We start from the raw sequence: 17,248 nt of genomic DNA on the forward strand, positions 1-17,248 counted from the left end.
CCATAGACAATAATTATTTTAATGCCTTCATGGCTTCGGCCATTTTCCACAGTGCATTATTGAGTTTAATGTCACCCGTTATGCCATTCACTGCCCGCGTTTTGCTGCGTTGCCCTTTCGCCGTTCGCCCATCAATACCACCTTTGATCATATTCTCTTGAACACGCTGATAGGTTGTCCATAAATCGGGGTTATTATCTTCTCGCCGTCTTGCCTGTAGCACTTGATCGGCAGAAATAGGCTGGTGAGTGTCGAAGTATTTGTAACCCAATGCAGCATCTGCGTAGAGCATTTGCTCATCACGATTTAACGTTATGGATTTCATTTCTTCGCGTGACTCGGTGATTTTATCGAACAGACCGAGCACCTCATACGCCCCTTCGATAACTTGCCCGACGACATCCCCTTTGTGCGGTACGCGAACCTCGCCGAACGTATCACCACACACCAATCCGTTATTGCAGACGAAACGAAAAACGCCGGGGATCATCTGGTAACTACTGCTACCGTCATGGCTGTTTAGCAAAATGATTTCCGGAACTTCATCATGCTGCCCGAAGCCATCACGGCGCAGGCGAAGCATATGGCGTGTATGGCCTCGCTTACCTTCATCGCGAACTTTTGTCTGACAGGCGTAAAATGGCTGGAATCCTTCTTCCCGCAATTTATCCAACAAGCTGATCGTCGGAATGTAGGTATAGCGTTCGCTTCGGGAAGCATGTTTTTCCTCAGAAAAAACGCTGGGAACAAACGTGGCCAACTCGTTGTTGGTCAATGGGCGATCTTTACGGATAACATTTGCGTTGCGGAAACCTGAATATAATCTTTGCATGTTTATTCTCCCAAACCCTGTTTCTGGTGTTACTCCCCTTCCCGGCGTTGCCGGGCGCGGAGCGTCTTGTGCTGTGACATTGAGACCGAGCCGGGGTACAAGACGAAACCACAAGGGCACCACCGCAAGCCGCATGCGCAAGCGAATGACTGAAATGAATGAGTGCGAACGGGTGAGGATGGCGGCGCAAGCGAACCCTTGTGGGGTCGACGCCCCGGCTCAGCGTCAGTCACGGCAAAAGACACTCTGAGCCATGCTTGTTGACAAGGAGTGACACCGAAATAATTCACCTGGCAAAGCCAGGTCGCCTTAGTGTTGCCGCAATTTGTGGCAACAGTGAAAGCGGCGCCAGCGAACAGCTGGCTGCAAGCGGGGGCTTAATCGGGAGGTGCCGGCTCAATGCCGGCGGCGCCCGACTCCGGGCAAATAGACTCAAATTGCCGCCCCGAGAGACGGCACACTAAAGCTAACAGGTATAACCACGCTGAATTTCCAGATAGCGCAGCAACTGCGCCCACTCAAACACTTTTAAAGCGGGTACCCGTGTCGGTTTGCGCGCGTTACGCTGTTGCAAAATGTAGCGCCCGATCGTCTCGATATAATCATCAATAATCATTTTTGCTCTCCGTGATAAATGACATCCCGCAGCCTTTCGCTGCGGGAAACGAGGGGTTTTAAGCCGCAACCTGCGCCAATCCCGCCTGATGGAACGCACTCACACGTGTCATGATCTGATCGTGTGGCAGCGTGACATGATCGCGGAGTTTGAAATACTCATCCCCGACCTGCACATAAATATCGGTGATGTTACCGCTGTACATTTCCATCATTTTGAAGGACGAACCACCCACACCACATTGCCAATCCAGCGGCGGTAACATTTCCAGCTTTTCCCTGTATTCGTCTTTATTGATGCGCTGAACCGGCAATTTTGCGGCATCATTCATCGCGCATAAGGCCGCTTCAAACGTCACCAGTTCGCAAGCAGGCTTAACCTGTTGCAATTGCGCCAAGGTTTGCCCGGCGGACGTGACATATTCCCCACCCAGCCAAATAGCCACACCAACCGGCCACATTGTCCCCGGCACATAAAAAACCATTTGCTGTTGTTGCTCGATCGTTGACATAACCACTCCCGTTAGTCAGTGAATCAGAAGCCGCGGCGACTTCCTTCTGGTGTATACCCCTTTTGGCTTTTTGCCGGCGCGGGGTGACTGGCGCCGTGACAACATGACCGGGACGGGGTATCAGCTGACGACACAAGGGCGGGACCGGAGGCCGCAGCGCAAATGACTGACCACAGGGAAGGAGTGCGAACGGGTGAGGATGCCGGCGAAGCGTACCCTTGTGTTGGCCGCGCCCCGGCCCAGGGTCAGTCACGGGGACGGACGCCTTGCGCGTAGCCAGCACTAAAGGGGGACACCAGAAAGGGCCAGGCTTTTGCCTGGCAGCCTTAGCGTCCGGCCGCATAAGCGGTCGGGCAGTGAAAGCGGCGCAGGCGACAGCCGGCTGCAAGCGTCTTGTCTTGTCCTTTAGCCATCAGACCCTAGCGGTAGCCCGAAACCCGCAGGGGTTCGGCGGAGTCTGAGACGCCGGTAAACCGGCGGAACTGACGGAGTGGGGCTGACGACCCGGCAACGCCGGGGAGCCGAAGGGGGCCATAGCCCGGGTTGTTGATGGGCTTGGCACAGAGGACCAGGAACGATATTTCGGCAACATGCCAGGGAAGAAACAGAGGTAGCGAAAAAAGAAAATACCAGGCTGGACAAGTGGAAACAGAAACGGCGCCACCGGCGCCGTCTCTTGATGTCAGTCGCCAGGGTTTGGTCAGACAGGTCACCAGGAACCCGCCCTCCCCATCAAATAAACACATCAGCAGGGACATCAAAACGCGTCGCCAGCGCCTTGATGTGCTGTACCGTCAACGCACGGCGACCATTAAGGATGTTGCTGACATTGCTTTTAGACCCCAACTCATCTTCCAGGTCAGCGGCTTTTAAACCGTGCTGATCCATCAGGGTACGCAACGCGGCAATCCCCGTGGGGATCTCCGCCAAGCGGCGGTTAAACGCCTCAAATTCTGGGGCGCTGTTTTCATATTCTGTAATTTTTGCCGCAAGCGGTTCAAAAAGCGGGTTGCTCAGCTCGTCACGGTCGACAAGATATTCAATCAGCTCAAGGGCTTTTTTATATTCAGCCTCGCTTTTATCACCGGTCATCAGAGGAATGCATTTCACCGCGTTGGCAAATGTCGCGATCATGCCTTCGGCACTGGCGGCGTCGATATGAGTGGCAACAGTCATTCTTTATGCTCCCTATAATACTTGGTTAACTTGTCGTATTCGGCATGAGTCGCAATGTGCTTAACAAAAACCTTTTGTTTTTCAAAGTCAATGAAAGCCATCAGCCGCAACGTGTTACCGGATACATCGATGATCCACCACTTTTTACGGTACTTAAAGTTATCCAGTGACGGGATCGCTCTTTTCATCTCATCCGGACTGTTGAAGGTCTTTTTTTCCAGCACCCTCATCAGATCCAGAAGCGCCAACGCGCTATTAGGGTATTTCCCGGCAGCCTCGTTAAATGGCTGTCTGCTGATCACATGCACCGTGGATCCCTCACCCCTATTTTCATCTTGAAAACATTGTACCCTCTGATCGGGTTGTTTTCAAGTTGAAAACTATTATATTTCCTCAGTGAGTGCGCTTTTCCGGTAGCCCTCACACCATGCATGGCAGTTTATTCGGGATCAGCAACGCGTTGAATACCCGTTCGGCCTCACTCAAATCGGCTTCAGCCTGCTGCAATCTTTCCATCACCGCCCACAGCGCATCGGATTTGTAATGCTGCAGGTTACAACCAGCCATGCACGGAAACCGCTCGAACCACGCGAAAAACACCTCGGTCAGGTCGTCCTCGTAAATGTCGCGCTTGCTCCAGTACGCATACCATGCGCCGACCGTGCTAGGCGTTACAAACGCCAGTTCGACTTCGGCCTGCGCCAGCTGATTCTGATAGCGACGGCGCTGTTGCTGTTTTTCCCTCGACTGCCAACGTTCTTTCCGTTCGAACTGCATATCCCACTTGCGTTCCCGCCGTTCGCGGCAAAGTTCGCCATAGGCGGGGAACAGGGTTGCAGCAACATCGCCGGACAGCGGAAGTGGACTATATTGGCCACCGCTCTCAATAAGCCTGTCCAGCGCCTCGATATAGTGCGGGATTGATGCTCCGCCCCGCTCATCCGGGAAATAGTTCGACGATATTTGGCGAATATCGCTCGCTAAAATCTGCCCTCGACCGTTGTTCAGTACCTTGAAAAAGGCTTTGGCATAGGGAAACTCAGCGAGCTGCTTGCCCTGATCTTTCCTCCGCTCGACCAGCACCACCGCATGAATGGCAGCTTGCTGATATTCGTTGACTGGCACCAGTGCGCGATTATTGGGGATCATACGCAAAACCCGCCCATTCGCAGCGCCACAGCCAGTTTCTCCGGTTGGGTGAACCCATGGCGGTAGTACTCGCCGACCACGTTCAGTACCCGATTAATCGTCTCCGGCTCAAAATTGTCAGCGGTATGTACCCAGGCAATGCAGTCACCCTGGTTAGCGGTCAACGATGTTCCCTGGTACGGAAGAACGGCAGACCAGCCCGGCACATCTGCCCCCGCGCTGCACAGGAAAATCGCCGTCGCGTCATCACCCTTCGGGCTAATCCGGCACACAACAGGCACCTGCCCACAAAACTCACACACATCTTCGGCATTCGCTACCCACCCCTTCGGCAGCGCCAGCGCACCCAGCACGGCATTGTTCAGCATTCTCCGCCACGCCCTGCCCCGATCGCGATACTCTTCCAGTTCGGTAGCGCTCATCCCGGTTATCTGCTCAAGGCTCAATTTTTGATTTTTCATCGTTTTGTTCTGCCGCCTTCTCGGCGGCAGCTCCCTGTCAGTTAGGCGGCGGCGCGAATGTCAGCGGCAGTATCGGTATGGGGGGTCGTGTCGGTATCCACATCACCGGCGCTCTCCAGCGCGGCCTGCGGCTGCGCTGCGGGTGACATGCAGGCGGGTAACCAAGAGGTCTCTTTCAGCACGGCCTCCGCGAACTCCGCCGCTTCTTTGCGTTTCATGCCTTCGGCGTCGCTGGCATTACCGGCGCGACCGGCGCTCTTGAGTGCGTCAACAATTTGGTCTTTGGCGATGCGTGAAAAATAGTTGGCAGAGGTCGGTTTCCACCAGTCACCGATCTGGAAGTTCAGCGCCTTCTCAACACGCGCCAGCTTGCTACCCACGCGGTTGTCATGCAATTGGCACTCTCTGCCATCAAGACCATGGGAAACACAGTAGGCCAGCAGCGCCAGCACGTTCTCCTGCGGCCATTCAAGCAACCAGTCGAACCCGTTACCCCAATCCTGCGGGAAACGACTCAGCCAGCGCTCATGCAGCGCGCTCAGCGTCTCGTTGGCAAGGCCGTTGTCACTGCCTGCGTCCGCGGATTGGTTCAGGCAGTTGCTGCGCTGGCTGTCCACGGAGGTATGCAGCTCACTGCAATAGCCCTTTCCAAAGATCCGGCGCGTCAATGTGAAGGTGTGCAGAGCAAGAGCAACCGTCGAATTTTGTGCCAGCGAAGCGGCAACCGCCAGTGTGCGTTCGGCAGACAGACTGCTGACCAACACCTGCGACAACCCTTTTTCTGACGGGGGAGTTTCTTTATTGGCTTTTTCACGCTCGGCTTTCTCGACCAGCTTGATGTCTTCCATCTTCATCAAACCACGTTGGATATGGATTTTACCGTCTTTCAGATAGGCAACCACACCAGCCGCGCTGCGTACATCCAGCGACCATTTGTTGATTTCTGCATGTTCGTTGATCTCGTCAATACGCGCGTTGATTTGCCCGATACGCGGGGCATGTTCCCACTCGTCATCGGCGTCACCGCCATCAGGCAGGTTTTCGAGCAATTCTTGCTCTGCAACCAGTTGCTTAATTTCTGCGTCCTGCTCATCGTTCAACTTGGCATGGGCATAGAGCACATCGAAAACTTTTGCATCGTCACCCCAGCTCCGCACTTCCTTGCTCCGGCTTTGCGCCCATGCCCAACTTTCTTCTTTCGCCACGGCATCCGCCGCGTCTTGCAGCTTGGCAAGCGCCATCGTTTCCAACTGCAACCGATTTGTCAGGATGATGCTTTCGGCGAACAAATCCTCTCGGGTTACACCGCCTGCCGCTTGGTAGGCATCCAGCCCTACGAAATCGACCAAATCACTGTCTACCGCTGACACTTCATCGCTCAGTACGCTTTCACGCAACGCCTTTGGTGTGCGGTATTGCTCGTAATGATTACCCTTTTCCCATGCCTGAATCTGACGCGACTGATCATCGGTTGCGCCCAATGCGGCTAACTGGTCGAAATTGATGTTGTTGGTTTTCAGCAGTTCCAGCAGGGCTGGCGCGACAGTCGTCAACTTGAGGCATTTTTTGACATGAGCGGTGCTGTAGCCAAGGATGGCACCGATCCGCTCAACAGACGTTCCCTTCTCCGCCATGACGCGGAAGCTTTCCAGTTGATCAGCAGGCTCCAGATTAGAACGCTGGACGTTTTCAGCGATAGAGATCGCATGAGCATCGTCTTCACTCACCACCAACACGGCAACGCTGAATTCTGGCGTCACCGGAACGCCTGCCGCAGATCGTCCCTGCTCCATCAGCAAGTTGAGGGCCAAACGACGGGTTTCACCGGCAGCAACCCCGTATAACCCATCCGCCATGAGATACACGACGAGATTCTGCAGCAGCCCAGCGCCCTCGATACTGGCTGCTCGCCCTTCAATATCTGCCGCCGTGCGGGGCGTTATGCGCGCATTGAGATCCGTCGCAGCCAGCTCCTTGAGCATGACATGTTTAAACTCGGCCTTGGCCAGTGTCGCTTCAACAAACTGAGCGGCATCAGTCTTCACGGTTTTTTTTGCACTAGGCTTGGTTGTGGTCTTGGACATGGGTAATTCCTCCATCAGTGATAAAACGTGCCCAGAATTAGCCATAGCAGGCTTCTTTCTGGTGTATTCCCCTTTTGGCTTTTTGCCGGCGCGGGGAGTCTGGCGCCGTGGCACAAAGACCGGGACGGGGTATCAGCGAAGCGGACAGGGGCGGCGTCGAGGCCGCAGCGCAAAGACGGGAGGTACTCCGGCTGCGAACGGGGGAGTAAGCCGGCGAAGCGTACCCTTGACCGCAAAGCGCCCCGTGCCAGTGTCTGCCACGGAGAAAGAGGCCCCGCAGCGAACACCGGTATAAAGGGGAACGCCAGAAAGACCGGCTGGCCGATTCCTTAAAGCCCCAGCGGGGCGGTGAGCGCGCTGGCGTCAGCCAGCTGCAGGGTTTACCCTGGACGTTGCCATCAGACGCCACCCGGGAGGGACGAAACCCGCAGGGGTTCGGTGGAGACTGGCCGCTGCGTCTTGCAGCTGCCAGGCGGAGTGAGGCTGACGCACGGACCGCGCAGCGGGTCGGACGCCGGAGGGGGCCATCATGTTGTTGAGGTAAGAATTGATGTGTCAGAACAGCAGCAGGACATCGATGCAAAAGCAGAAACACACCAGAACAGGGAAAATGATGATCAGGGAACACTATGTTGTGACGGTAAGGATGAAGATGACGGGCGATTTGGCGTGGGCCGTAAGCCACGGCAAATAGCTCGTCCCGCCGCAGGCGGAGGGGGTTTTCGCGCGCGCAAAGAAGGCGGCAAAGCACCGCCCGTTTCGCTTATTTTCCGGCGACGTCTCGCCCGCCCTGAATGATGAAGGCCCCGCCAATATAGACGGAACATTGGTATGACATGTAGTAGCAAATTTCTTCAATAATGCGTTCTGTTTTAAGCGGCGACAAGCCAGCTGACTGGCGGCGCTCATTAACAACGGTTTTATATTGGCGGATAATGTCGCGGGTTTCGGGACTGAGTTTCATACGTCTCCTTATGGCAGGGTTTCCCCTGCCGGTTGCCAAATCAGGCAGAAAATACATAGCCATCAACAAAAACCAGTCCGCCGGTAAACAGATTGCGGGCGTAGGCTTCAAAATCAAAATAATCGCGCAGGGACTCGGGAACCTCACTAAGCAGGCCACAATCCTCCACAAACTCGCATGCATAGGCTTCTTCACTGTCGGCTTCCCCCGGTATGCTTCGTCAAACTTGTCGTAATCACATTCGCCGGAATACTCAGACCATGCGAAGAAGGCCGCCGCCTGCCCTTCGCTCTCTGCCTGCTTATAAGCGTCGATAAACGCCCAGCTCACCTGAGATTCTGACGCGAACCGAGTGGGGATCCCCTCCCAGTCCTGGAACATGAATTCAGCATCATCCTCATCAGCATGCAGCGTGCTGCAGGCCGCGTAAAAGTCTTCAGCTGAGTCAAAATCGGTCAGGTAAAACCACTGGCCGGCAATGCTGCCGCAGTTGTATTTGTGGTACGTGCCGACGTATACAGCAGGTGTCGTAGTGCTCATGGAAATTCCTCCGCAGGTTATGGGATAACAGCTCCGGCTTACGCCGTGCCGATACGAAAGCCGGGCGGAAAGCGGAGGATGCAGGGGCGCAAACGGAGGCCGCAGCGCAAACGAAGGAGGGAGGGAGTCTGAACGGGGAACGAGTGAATATTGAACGAGTGAGCAACGGGAAGAGTACCGGACGATGAGTGCGAACGGGTGAGTATTGCGGCGAAGCGCACCCTTGCAGCCGCAGCGGCCCGGCTACCGTAAAGGCACGGCGTTAGCCGTCACAACGCCGGGCGAAATTCATCACGGGTTGCAGACCTTCAGGGCTGTAACCTGAAAAAGCGGAGCTGGCGACGTCCTTATTCTTTCAAACATTGTGGTATTTCCTTTTGTGCCTAAAAGCGCCCCAAAGGGGGTGCAACCGCCGCATTACCCGCCGTAATTCGGGACGTTACCCAACACATATTCCGGACCAACAACCATGGCGTAACCGTCTTCATCCAGCTCTTCTGACCATTCCAAATCGTCACTGGCACTGTCGATATATTCACCACACGCATAGACGTGATAACCGCAGAATCCCTCTCCTGCCTCACTGAACGTATGGATGACATGACAGGAGAACTGTTGACTCAGCGCCCTGATATCGACACATTCCGGAGGAGCCCACCGTGTATCAAAATCAATCTGCACAGTCCCTTCAAATGCCGTCACATCGACATCGGTCTCGTTGAAAAAACTTCCACTTTCTTCACTCCGGGCAAAATGGGTCATAGCGATCAGTTGATCTGAGGATCCCGTCGCAATAATTCGGTTTGCACACCAGTTCAGCATCATTCTTCTCCAGTCAGGTTGTCGGATATCGGCTTGCGCCGTAGCCCGAACACAGACGTGCGCAAAGCGGAGAATGCAGGTGCCGTACCGCAGGCCGCAGCGCAAATGACTGACCACAGGGAGGGAGTGCGAACGGGAGAGGATACGGGCAACGCGAACCCTTGCGGGCGTAGCGGCACGGCTACGTTCGGGCTACGGCGTAAGCCCAGGCGACGCCATACCCTTTTGGTCCCCGCCTGCAGGGCGGAAAAATGGAAGAGCGCGCGGAGGTTAATATCAGAGGGATCGGTCACGGCCGGTTCGAGGCCGGCAGTGACCGTTGGGAGGAAAAAGGAAAATGACAAGACAGACGGGAGTGCGATGTTTCGGGGCCCCGGCCATGCCGGGGATCCTTTTCGTGGCCAGCCCTGGCCACCATAAACCCTGCGCTAGTTCACGTCGATATTGACCAATTGATCCAACACCTGCAGCAGCCTGGCACACGGATAGGTTGACCAGACCGGTAACAATGTGGCCAGCGTAACAGCCTGGGCGGCCAGCATCAGCCGACGCGGCAAAGGCCCCTGCTCGTAGTGCTTGACGGTCCGCAGCGAAACACCCAGGTAATCCGCGGTCTGTTTTTGCGTCCAACCCAGCGAACCCCGCCAGGCCTTCATACCTGCAGAAGGCATAACAAGCGATATCACGCCACCGGACTGGGGTGTTGTCAGGTCATGGCGCGTCAGCGCCTGCAGTTGCAAGACGATTTGCGGTGGGTCCATCCGACGCAAATCGGGGAGCAGACGGATCAACATCAGTGTCTGGATCCCCAAGCTAGCCGATCGGGACACACCACTATTTTCATAGGTTCGGTAGGTCCGTTCTGATACCCCCAGAGCATTAGCGGCATCTTCTTGCCGCCAATGGCTACCAGGACGTAGCGAACGCGCCTCAGACAACGTAAAATATTGACCGGCACGCCATAATCTCAATTCCAAAACATCCATGCATTGCCATCCCTTCTAAAAAATAGGCAATTTTTGCACCCTGAACGCGAGAGAAAACACAGAAACCGGCAATAATTGCTCCTCAGACCAATTTACCCAGTTTCTTGCGCGCCTCTCCCAGGGGAGCCAATTCGCTCGGCTGCTGAACAGGTTCGACCGGAATAGCCGATCGACAATCATCGCCGGACAGCGCCGCAATTACGTCACGGATCGCCGCCCTTTCAGGTTTCCAGCCGGTTGTTTCGCTGACCAGGTTGACCAGCTGCTCGCTGGTCAACTGGCCGTTATATAACGTGGCCAACAGCACCGGTAACCGTGGATCGAGCTGATGTAATGCCGCCGTTGTGATGATGGCATTACGCAGAAAATCCCCGCGTACTCGCTGCGAAATGGATTCAACGACATCCAGGGCACGGCGATCGGCTTCGCAGTCCAGCTGCAAATAGCTTGTAAATTTACGGCGGGTATCACTGCTGTTATCGCTCACGGTTATCCCTCTTGTTTATACAATGCCATTTCACTCGCCAGCGCCATTTGCGGGCTTTCGACCAGCGTTATCCGCTCTGGCGGCAGTTTCCAGGCTTTTCTTACCGCGGATTCTATCAGCGGAGCACCCCCACCGACCAGCCAAACCCGGTTTACATGCCGGAATCGTGCCAGTTCGTTCACCACCCGATCGCCAAGCCGGGTGATACCGTGCTCTATCGCGGCGATAACGTCATCAACCCGGGAAGCATCATTAATCAGCTGCGACAAAAAGTCGCGATCATGGCGGCGCTGGATCACCGTATCCGCAACATAGGCGCTCGTATCGCTGTCCGCCATACGCAGCGCCGTCAACGCGGCCTGTGTCACCATCGAAACACCAATCGTTGGATTGCCGTGGATCGCCGTCACATCGTCGAACTGCCCGACAATGACTCCGGCATCGAGCGTCGTGCCGCCCAAATCAATCACCAGAGACGTTTCCAGCGGGCGACATTCTCCCGGACCAGGGGAGAAAACACCGCAGGGAGAGATTCAGGCATCACCTCAACAGCGGTCACGGTAAAGGCTTCCCCCTTGTTCAACGTCACCGGCCGAAGCAAATTGTCGATTTTTCGTTGAATGTTGACCGTGTTTTTCTGACAGTCCTCGGTATAAAACTCACTGATCGGCAATGTGACGGTCAGCTTAACCGCTTGCGGCTCCACGCCACTGTTGAGCAAGGCATGGTGCACCGCCAGGAGATTGGTATCACCGTACTGGTACTCAATGTGGGTCGTGCTGATCGCCTGCTGGCTGACGTCGTCAAAGGTGTACTTCACACCATCGACCAGATAGTTGAACGTGCGGCGGCTGCCTATGCCATCGATTTTCCAACCCTGGCGGAACGAATTGGGTGACAGGGTCGTGCGTAACTCCCCACCCACATACCAGGCGAGCTTCACGTTGGTAGAACCATCATCACAGCAAATGTGCATTTTACAGACCTTTAGTTACTCAATTTGAGTATTATTATAAGAAAAACAGGGACCACATCAAGATAAAGTTACGCATATTGCGTAAATATAGATACTCAACATGCGTTCAATAAAGACTCACACACGGCGTAACGCATCAAATTGAGTCACTTTATTGTGGGATACTGGCCCTATGACCACCCTTGATACTCATGTTGAGTATCAAGGGTGCTTTACCGTCCTGCGGCTCTGTCATGGATACGAACAGGGCGACGCTTTTAACCCACCGACGTCATACAGAACTCGGTTTGTGTAATGAGAAATTCAAGATGACCTTGATTCTCGAGCAGATGATCAAAGGTCGAATCGCCTGACGGGATCCGCTCCATAAAGTCGTCACCACCACATAAACGACAGGCATCATCAAACACGTCACCACTGTCACGCATTGTCGGATCCAGTCCTTCCGCATAGGCCAGCAACAGCTTTCCGTTGGCACGTGCTGCGGCCATTAAATATACGCCCTCATCCTTGACCAGCAGCAGATCACAACCTTGTTCGCGAGCATGAGTGATCACGTCTAATGTCTTTTTACCCTTGAAACAAATCTTGTTATTCATGGTGATATCCAATTTTTGAATGGGCGATATCTCATCGCCCTGATGATTATTTGTAGACTTCGGCGATGACGGTGGTCAGTGCATTCGGATTCGACAAGGGCTCAAGACGGGAACTCAGCAGAACCAGTTCTGTCGCCAGTAAGCTGGCGGCAACACTGATGTGTTGATCATGCTGTTTGCGACTATTGATATACGTCAGCAGGGCGAATGCGGCATCCGGGTGTCTCACCTCTGCCCCCGTAGACGCGATGGTTTCAGCGTCAAAATGCCCCATCGCCGTGAGCAATACCGTCTGCCGCCACAACGGAAAATCGGCATAAACACCGGCGATGTGCAGGTGTTGCCCTAGGTGGAACATATCGGCCATCAAATCGGTGAATACCGTAGTGGCATCGCGATCATCCCCCGGGCATCGCTCCAGAAACGCCAACACCGCTTCCGCCGCCCATGAGACGCGGCACGAAATACCTTCACCCTGCAGCGCACTGTTCTTATGGGTCGTGGCCAGCTCGGCCAGTACCCCTTTGAATGATTTCGTCATAAACCCTCCCGTTTCGACTTCTTTCTGGTGTATACCCCTTTTGGCTTTTTGCCGGCGCGGGGTGACTGGCGCCGTGACAACATGACCGGGACGGGGTATCAGCTGACGACACAAGGGCGGGACCGGAGGCCGCAGCGCAAATGACTGACCACAGGGAAGGAGTGCGAACGGGTGAGGATGCCGGCGAAGCGTACCCTTGTGTTGGCCGCGCCCCGGCCCAGGGTCAGTCACGGGGACGGACGCCTTGCGCGTAGCCAGCACTAAAGGGGGACACCAGAAAGGGCCAGGCTTTTGCCTGGCAGCCTTAGCGTCCGGCCGCATAAGCGGTCGGGCAGTGAAAGCGGCGCCGGCATCAGCCGGCTGCAAGCGATGGGTACATTGGTTCCTGTCGGCTCAACGCCGGCAGGAACCAATAGGGCTGCGAAGATCGAACATCGAAAGGGAGCAACAGCTCCCCTTCCCCCTCTAAACCGCTTGTAACACCGCTTTGAATTTCGTGACCATATCAACCAGGCGAAGTCTTTCGCCCCAGTCGTTGGCGTAATAAATCGGGGTATGCCTCACTTTGGACATTTTCATCGTCAACGCATTTCCGGTATAGACCGAGGCTGGTAATCCCAATAGCGCAAGCTGGATAAAACACATATCTGCAGCCAACGGATCGATATCTGTACAACGGATGTAGAGCACTTGTTGCGGGTTATACCCTTTAGAGAGCAAGTGTTCAGCAGCGGCGATCACCATGCCGCCCGAACCACTGGTAGGTTCATCCAGCGAGATAAACGGGCGATATTCCAGCTCTTTAACATGGTCCCCGAGTGTCAGGGCTGCAATGAGTCGTGAGACTTCGCTCGGCGTGAAAAATTGCCCCATCGATGACGTGCCAAATTCAAGTTCCATAAATATGCCACCGAGCAGATCATCCATTTCCCCTTCCATCGCGCCGATCAGGAAACAAAACAGTTCCTGCATCCTCTGCAGATCAACAGCCTCGTATCGCTTACAAATCTGAACAGCTTCTTCCCTGCCCTCCTCTGAACGCACACACGCTAAATCGAGTTCATTTGCAGCCAGGCGAATGAAGTCACGGAAAACATCGAGCTGGCGATGATAGGTCGCAATAACTGAGAACGTCTTGATGAATTGCTTTCTGGCTTCACGTGGTGTCATTCGTGGCGCACGTTGAACCGCAGTTTCGGGGGCTAACAGTGCATCGAAGGAAAGTTGGTTGCTCATGGTGTGTCTCCCTTGGGAAGCAAGAACTCATTTTCTCGCCATGGCGCAAAAAAAGGCTCGCCAGTCAGGGATGTGGCAGGTACGACGGCCGAAGCCGCATGCGCAAACGACGGGAACAACGAGGAAGGAGTGCGAACGGGTGATGCCGGCGGCGCCAGCGAATACTTGCCACAGGGCAGGGCGAGGCTAGATTAAGCGCGGCGAAACAATGAGTTAATTATGGAAATAAAAAATAAAGGAATCCCTGAAAGGTTTAGTGCAGTTTCAATTTTCTTATTATCTAGTTGATTGACTAAATCATGAAGTGGGACCATGGTCCCATCAGTTAAAAAAACGTATAATAATTTTATGTGAACGCAAAAATTGAAGTGGGACCGTGGTCCCACTTCAAAAGTGATTATTCTTGTGTTTTTGCATGCTCGGCGAGCAGTATTTCAATACGTTCAACCAGAGAAGCAGGCGCATCCGTCAGATTAAAGGACACTGCTTTTTCCGAATATTTCGCCTCAATACCAATTGCAAACTTACGTACGGTAACATCTGATTTCGTTCTGGTAACAGGCATCAGGCGCTTTAGCAGTTCTTCAGTACTGAATGTGGCACCTTCAGATTGCTGTTCGTGCAGCGTTTGCGTCAGCAGCTTTAGCGCTGCAAAATCAGACGCATGAAACTTATAGAGCATTTCACCACTACGGGCGCTCAGCTCATTGGGGTTTGCAAACAACTGCAAGGTTTCAATTGGCAGTTCGGCGGTTTTTATACAGCGCTGAATAATCTTGCGTGATATGTTCTCTGCCTCAGCGAGATGGCTGACGTTCCCACTAAATTCTGAAAAGAGCCGACGGGCATAGCGTAACCCACGTTCATACGCACTGGTTGGCCGATAATCATTTCCAATTTGGGATAGCCAGCGCATTTGCGCGTCGCTCAATTCACCGACAAGAACTTTGTACTCACTACTTGTCAGAATGGCGGCCTTACGACGTCGACTGCCATCAGCAATTTCGACAAGGCCATTCTGACTACGCCCAAAAGCTGGGGACTGCTGGCCTGACGTCAGAAACGAGGGCAACAAATCATCAAGGGAAGATTCGGTCAATAAGTCCTGAAGACGTTCGTTGCCGGCAAAGATGGTCGTTCTGACTTCTATCTGATCCGAAGCGATGGTTTTCAGAACAAAGGTAACATCCTCACCACAGACAGGCAGGGTGATAGAGTTTCCTTTCATCCCGCTAACACGTGAAGAAAGCTGGCTTACTGCGGGCGCCGAAGGTGAGAGTTCACTCTCCTTGACCGGAACCGCATTAGCTTCATCAAAATTAATCGTCGGTGCATGACGTAATACAGGGGCTCTTTTCATTATGCATTCTCCCAACGAGTTTTGATTAATCGATTATAGATCTCAGCACAAACCGGTTCCCAAATGGCCACAGCGTTACGCCAGGCAGCTGGCGTTGAACGTTGATTCGCAGCCTGTTCGAAAACGGTACGCATCCTCACCTGACCTTTACCGACTTCATCTGTCACACGGACCACTTCCTTCAAAACCATCCCCCCCCAAGCGTTACGAATTTGATCATCCATCCATTGAGATTGGCTGCCGACTGCATTACTGAATTTCGTGATCAGGACGCGAACATCGGGTTCAAAACCATTCAAATCAATATTTAGCATCAGATCGCGCAACATGGTGAAGAACTGCAGGGTAGATACATAGTCATACAGCTCCGCAGGCGTAGGAACGACAATGACATCGGCGGCGCAGGCGACATTAATTGTCCCTATCCCAAGGTTAGGTGCACTATCCAGCACAATTACATCATAACTATCCCAAACAGATTCAATGGCTGCCCGAAGAAGAAGGTGGGGCGCAACTGGGAGTTTCCCGGCATCATGCAACGGATATATTTCGGATTCGATGCGGTGTACAGCCAAGCAGGATGGAATAATGTCTAGGTTAGGCCAGCATGTTGGTTTGATGGCATACGCGGCATCGTCGCGCTGCCCCATATAATACGGTAAAAGGGTATCTTCCGGATGAATATGCAAATCCGGGACATAGCCATGATAAAGCGATGCGGTTGCCTGAGGATCCGTGGCGTCAATTAATAAGACACGCAACCCCTGTAATGCCATCCATTGAGCAATATGTACCGATGTAGATGTTTTATAAGCCCCCCCTTTATGAGCAGCTACTGCAAGGACAACAGGATCCTGTCCTGCCGGCCTTGTTGGGCGGGTACCAAACACATCTCTCATCGCATTGATTTGCTGTATGGAGTATCCGGTGCGTTGCTCAACCCGACCGATCATTGCAGTTTCCGGGGATGGTAACTTTCCTGACTCTTCATAGTTTCGGATCGTTTGCGCTGTAACACCCACAAGATCTGAAGCTTCAGTGATCCGCCAACGCCGAGTAATCGCTCGAGCTTCTGGGCTATCGTTACCAAATTGCGCTTTAGCGATTTCCTGCGTCATAAATTGACCGCGCTCTATACAACGATCCAGCGTTGACTTGAGGTCCATATTATCCCTTATTTAGTGTTTTGCATCTTTCTAGTAAAACACCAACAAAAGCGCAAAACAACAGTTAAAACTATATGGAGGCAAATATGCATAAAGATGACATATATCAGCAGAAGACAGAACCGACGTGATTATGAGGATATATGAAGAAGGGATTGAATGATCGAAGATCATAAAAAGATATCCGAAGGATATTTGTTATTTCATTCTTTTTAACTTTACCTTTATAGGTTAAATAACACAACCATATCAATGGTATACATCCATGCGTGTGGAGTGTTTTTCTGTTTCCTGTGGATCTATTTCATGATCTACGTGGATCCTTTTCATGCCATACGAAGAAGGAATTTCTGTTGATAAATTAATATCTTGGACTCTAGACAGCCATTTTATTGCTACAGAAGCTGTCTGAATCACCATTATGTATCTTGCTGGGATCACACGCAAAAGTGGAGCTATTTCATGTCGAACACTCCAGGCTCCACTGAATGGTTTAGCCTGTCAGTATGCCGGACGGTGCGAAGTGACCGCTCAAAGGTGGAACTTTTATCTGCTGTGTCTTTCTTTACTGTACAACGAGTTACTCTAATTAGAGGAGATATTTCCTGTTGGTACGTGAGGAAAGGTGGAGGTTTTTCCTGTTAGAGGCTAGTTATAGGTGGATTGATTTTATGTATAAGGTAGTGAGTAACAGTGGAGACATTTCCTGTGGTTGAGTACGATGCTGTTTGACCTGTGGTGC

The 17,248-nt window shown here is 53.1% G+C and carries 17 protein-coding genes and 2 pseudogenes; all 19 read right to left on the reverse strand.

Going from position 1 to position 17,248, the window contains the following annotated elements:
• Nucleotides 1-13 precede the first annotated feature (13 nt).
• Nucleotides 14-832 (reverse strand): DUF932 domain-containing protein, encoded by an 819-nt coding sequence (locus tag KHA73_RS23975; protein ID WP_169558232.1) that lies wholly within the window; start codon nt 830-832, stop codon nt 14-16.
• Nucleotides 833-1,298: 466 nt separating this feature from the next.
• On the reverse strand, nt 1,299-1,448 hold the full coding sequence (locus KHA73_RS23980) for a hypothetical protein (protein WP_169558229.1): 150 nt from the start codon (nt 1,446-1,448) through the stop codon (nt 1,299-1,301).
• A 58-nt stretch (nt 1,449-1,506) separates the two neighbouring features.
• Nucleotides 1,507-1,959 (reverse strand): Sea42, encoded by a 453-nt coding sequence (locus tag KHA73_RS23985; protein WP_010895853.1) that lies wholly within the window; start codon nt 1,957-1,959, stop codon nt 1,507-1,509.
• Nucleotides 1,960-2,691: 732 nt separating this feature from the next.
• Complete coding sequence (locus tag KHA73_RS23990; RefSeq protein ID WP_010895852.1) at nt 2,692-3,135, reverse strand: helix-turn-helix domain-containing protein; 444 nt, start codon at nt 3,133-3,135, stop codon at nt 2,692-2,694.
• A complete protein-coding gene (locus tag KHA73_RS23995; RefSeq protein WP_169558228.1) occupies nt 3,132-3,443 on the reverse strand; it encodes a type II toxin-antitoxin system HigB family toxin in 312 nt (103 codons plus the stop codon). The genes KHA73_RS23990 and KHA73_RS23995 overlap by 4 nt, the downstream gene beginning before the upstream one ends.
• 112 nt (nt 3,444-3,555) lie before the next feature.
• On the reverse strand, nt 3,556-4,284 hold the full coding sequence (locus KHA73_RS24000; RefSeq protein ID WP_010895850.1) for a plasmid SOS inhibition protein A: 729 nt from the start codon (nt 4,282-4,284) through the stop codon (nt 3,556-3,558).
• The gene (psiB, locus tag KHA73_RS24005; RefSeq protein WP_010895849.1) at nt 4,281-4,745 is read right to left on the reverse strand and encodes a conjugation system SOS inhibitor PsiB; all 465 of its coding nucleotides are present in this window, start codon (nt 4,743-4,745) and stop codon (nt 4,281-4,283) included. Before psiB ends, KHA73_RS24000 begins: the two co-directional genes overlap by 4 nt.
• A 41-nt stretch (nt 4,746-4,786) precedes the next feature.
• Nucleotides 4,787-6,829, reverse strand: coding sequence for a ParB/RepB/Spo0J family partition protein (locus KHA73_RS24010; protein ID WP_169558227.1), 2,043 nt, complete (start codon nt 6,827-6,829; stop codon nt 4,787-4,789).
• A gap of 763 nt (nt 6,830-7,592) precedes the next feature.
• On the reverse strand, nt 7,593-7,793 hold the full coding sequence (locus KHA73_RS24015) for a hypothetical protein (RefSeq protein ID WP_169558226.1): 201 nt from the start codon (nt 7,791-7,793) through the stop codon (nt 7,593-7,595).
• Nucleotides 7,794-7,833: 40 nt separating this feature from the next.
• Nucleotides 7,834-8,339, reverse strand: a pseudogene (locus tag KHA73_RS24020) (antirestriction protein ArdA).
• Between the two features lie 411 nt (nt 8,340-8,750).
• Nucleotides 8,751-9,158, reverse strand: coding sequence for a DUF1281 family ferredoxin-like fold protein (locus KHA73_RS24025; protein WP_010895845.1), 408 nt, complete (start codon nt 9,156-9,158; stop codon nt 8,751-8,753).
• Between the two features lie 425 nt (nt 9,159-9,583).
• Complete coding sequence (locus KHA73_RS24030; RefSeq protein ID WP_010895843.1) at nt 9,584-10,141, reverse strand: helix-turn-helix domain-containing protein; 558 nt, start codon at nt 10,139-10,141, stop codon at nt 9,584-9,586.
• Between the two features lie 82 nt (nt 10,142-10,223).
• Nucleotides 10,224-10,628, reverse strand: a complete 405-nt coding sequence (locus tag KHA73_RS24035; RefSeq protein WP_010895842.1) for a plasmid partitioning/stability family protein — start codon at nt 10,626-10,628, stop codon at nt 10,224-10,226.
• 2 nt (nt 10,629-10,630) lie between these two features.
• Nucleotides 10,631-11,604, reverse strand: a pseudogene (gene parM, locus KHA73_RS24040) (plasmid segregation protein ParM domain-containing protein).
• Between the two features lie 257 nt (nt 11,605-11,861).
• A complete protein-coding gene (locus KHA73_RS24045; RefSeq protein WP_010895839.1) occupies nt 11,862-12,203 on the reverse strand; it encodes a DUF3085 domain-containing protein in 342 nt (113 codons plus the stop codon).
• A gap of 46 nt (nt 12,204-12,249) precedes the next feature.
• Nucleotides 12,250-12,744, reverse strand: coding sequence for a hypothetical protein (locus KHA73_RS24050; RefSeq protein WP_169558224.1), 495 nt, complete (start codon nt 12,742-12,744; stop codon nt 12,250-12,252).
• Between the two features lie 465 nt (nt 12,745-13,209).
• Nucleotides 13,210-13,980 (reverse strand): N-6 DNA methylase, encoded by a 771-nt coding sequence (locus tag KHA73_RS24055; RefSeq protein ID WP_010895837.1) that lies wholly within the window; start codon nt 13,978-13,980, stop codon nt 13,210-13,212.
• Between the two features lie 397 nt (nt 13,981-14,377).
• A complete protein-coding gene (locus KHA73_RS24060; RefSeq protein WP_010895836.1) occupies nt 14,378-15,340 on the reverse strand; it encodes a ParB/RepB/Spo0J family plasmid partition protein in 963 nt (320 codons plus the stop codon).
• Nucleotides 15,340-16,506 carry a plasmid-partitioning protein SopA gene (gene sopA / locus KHA73_RS24065; protein ID WP_010895835.1) on the reverse strand — a complete coding sequence of 389 codons (1,167 nt, stop codon included), beginning with the start codon at nt 16,504-16,506 and terminating at the stop codon, nt 15,340-15,342. The genes KHA73_RS24060 and sopA overlap by 1 nt, the downstream gene beginning before the upstream one ends.
• Between the last annotated feature and the right edge of the window lie 742 nt (nt 16,507-17,248).

Origin of the sequence: Serratia entomophila (assembly GCF_021462285.1) — a bacterium.
Taxonomy (GTDB): domain Bacteria; phylum Pseudomonadota; class Gammaproteobacteria; order Enterobacterales; family Enterobacteriaceae; genus Serratia; species Serratia entomophila.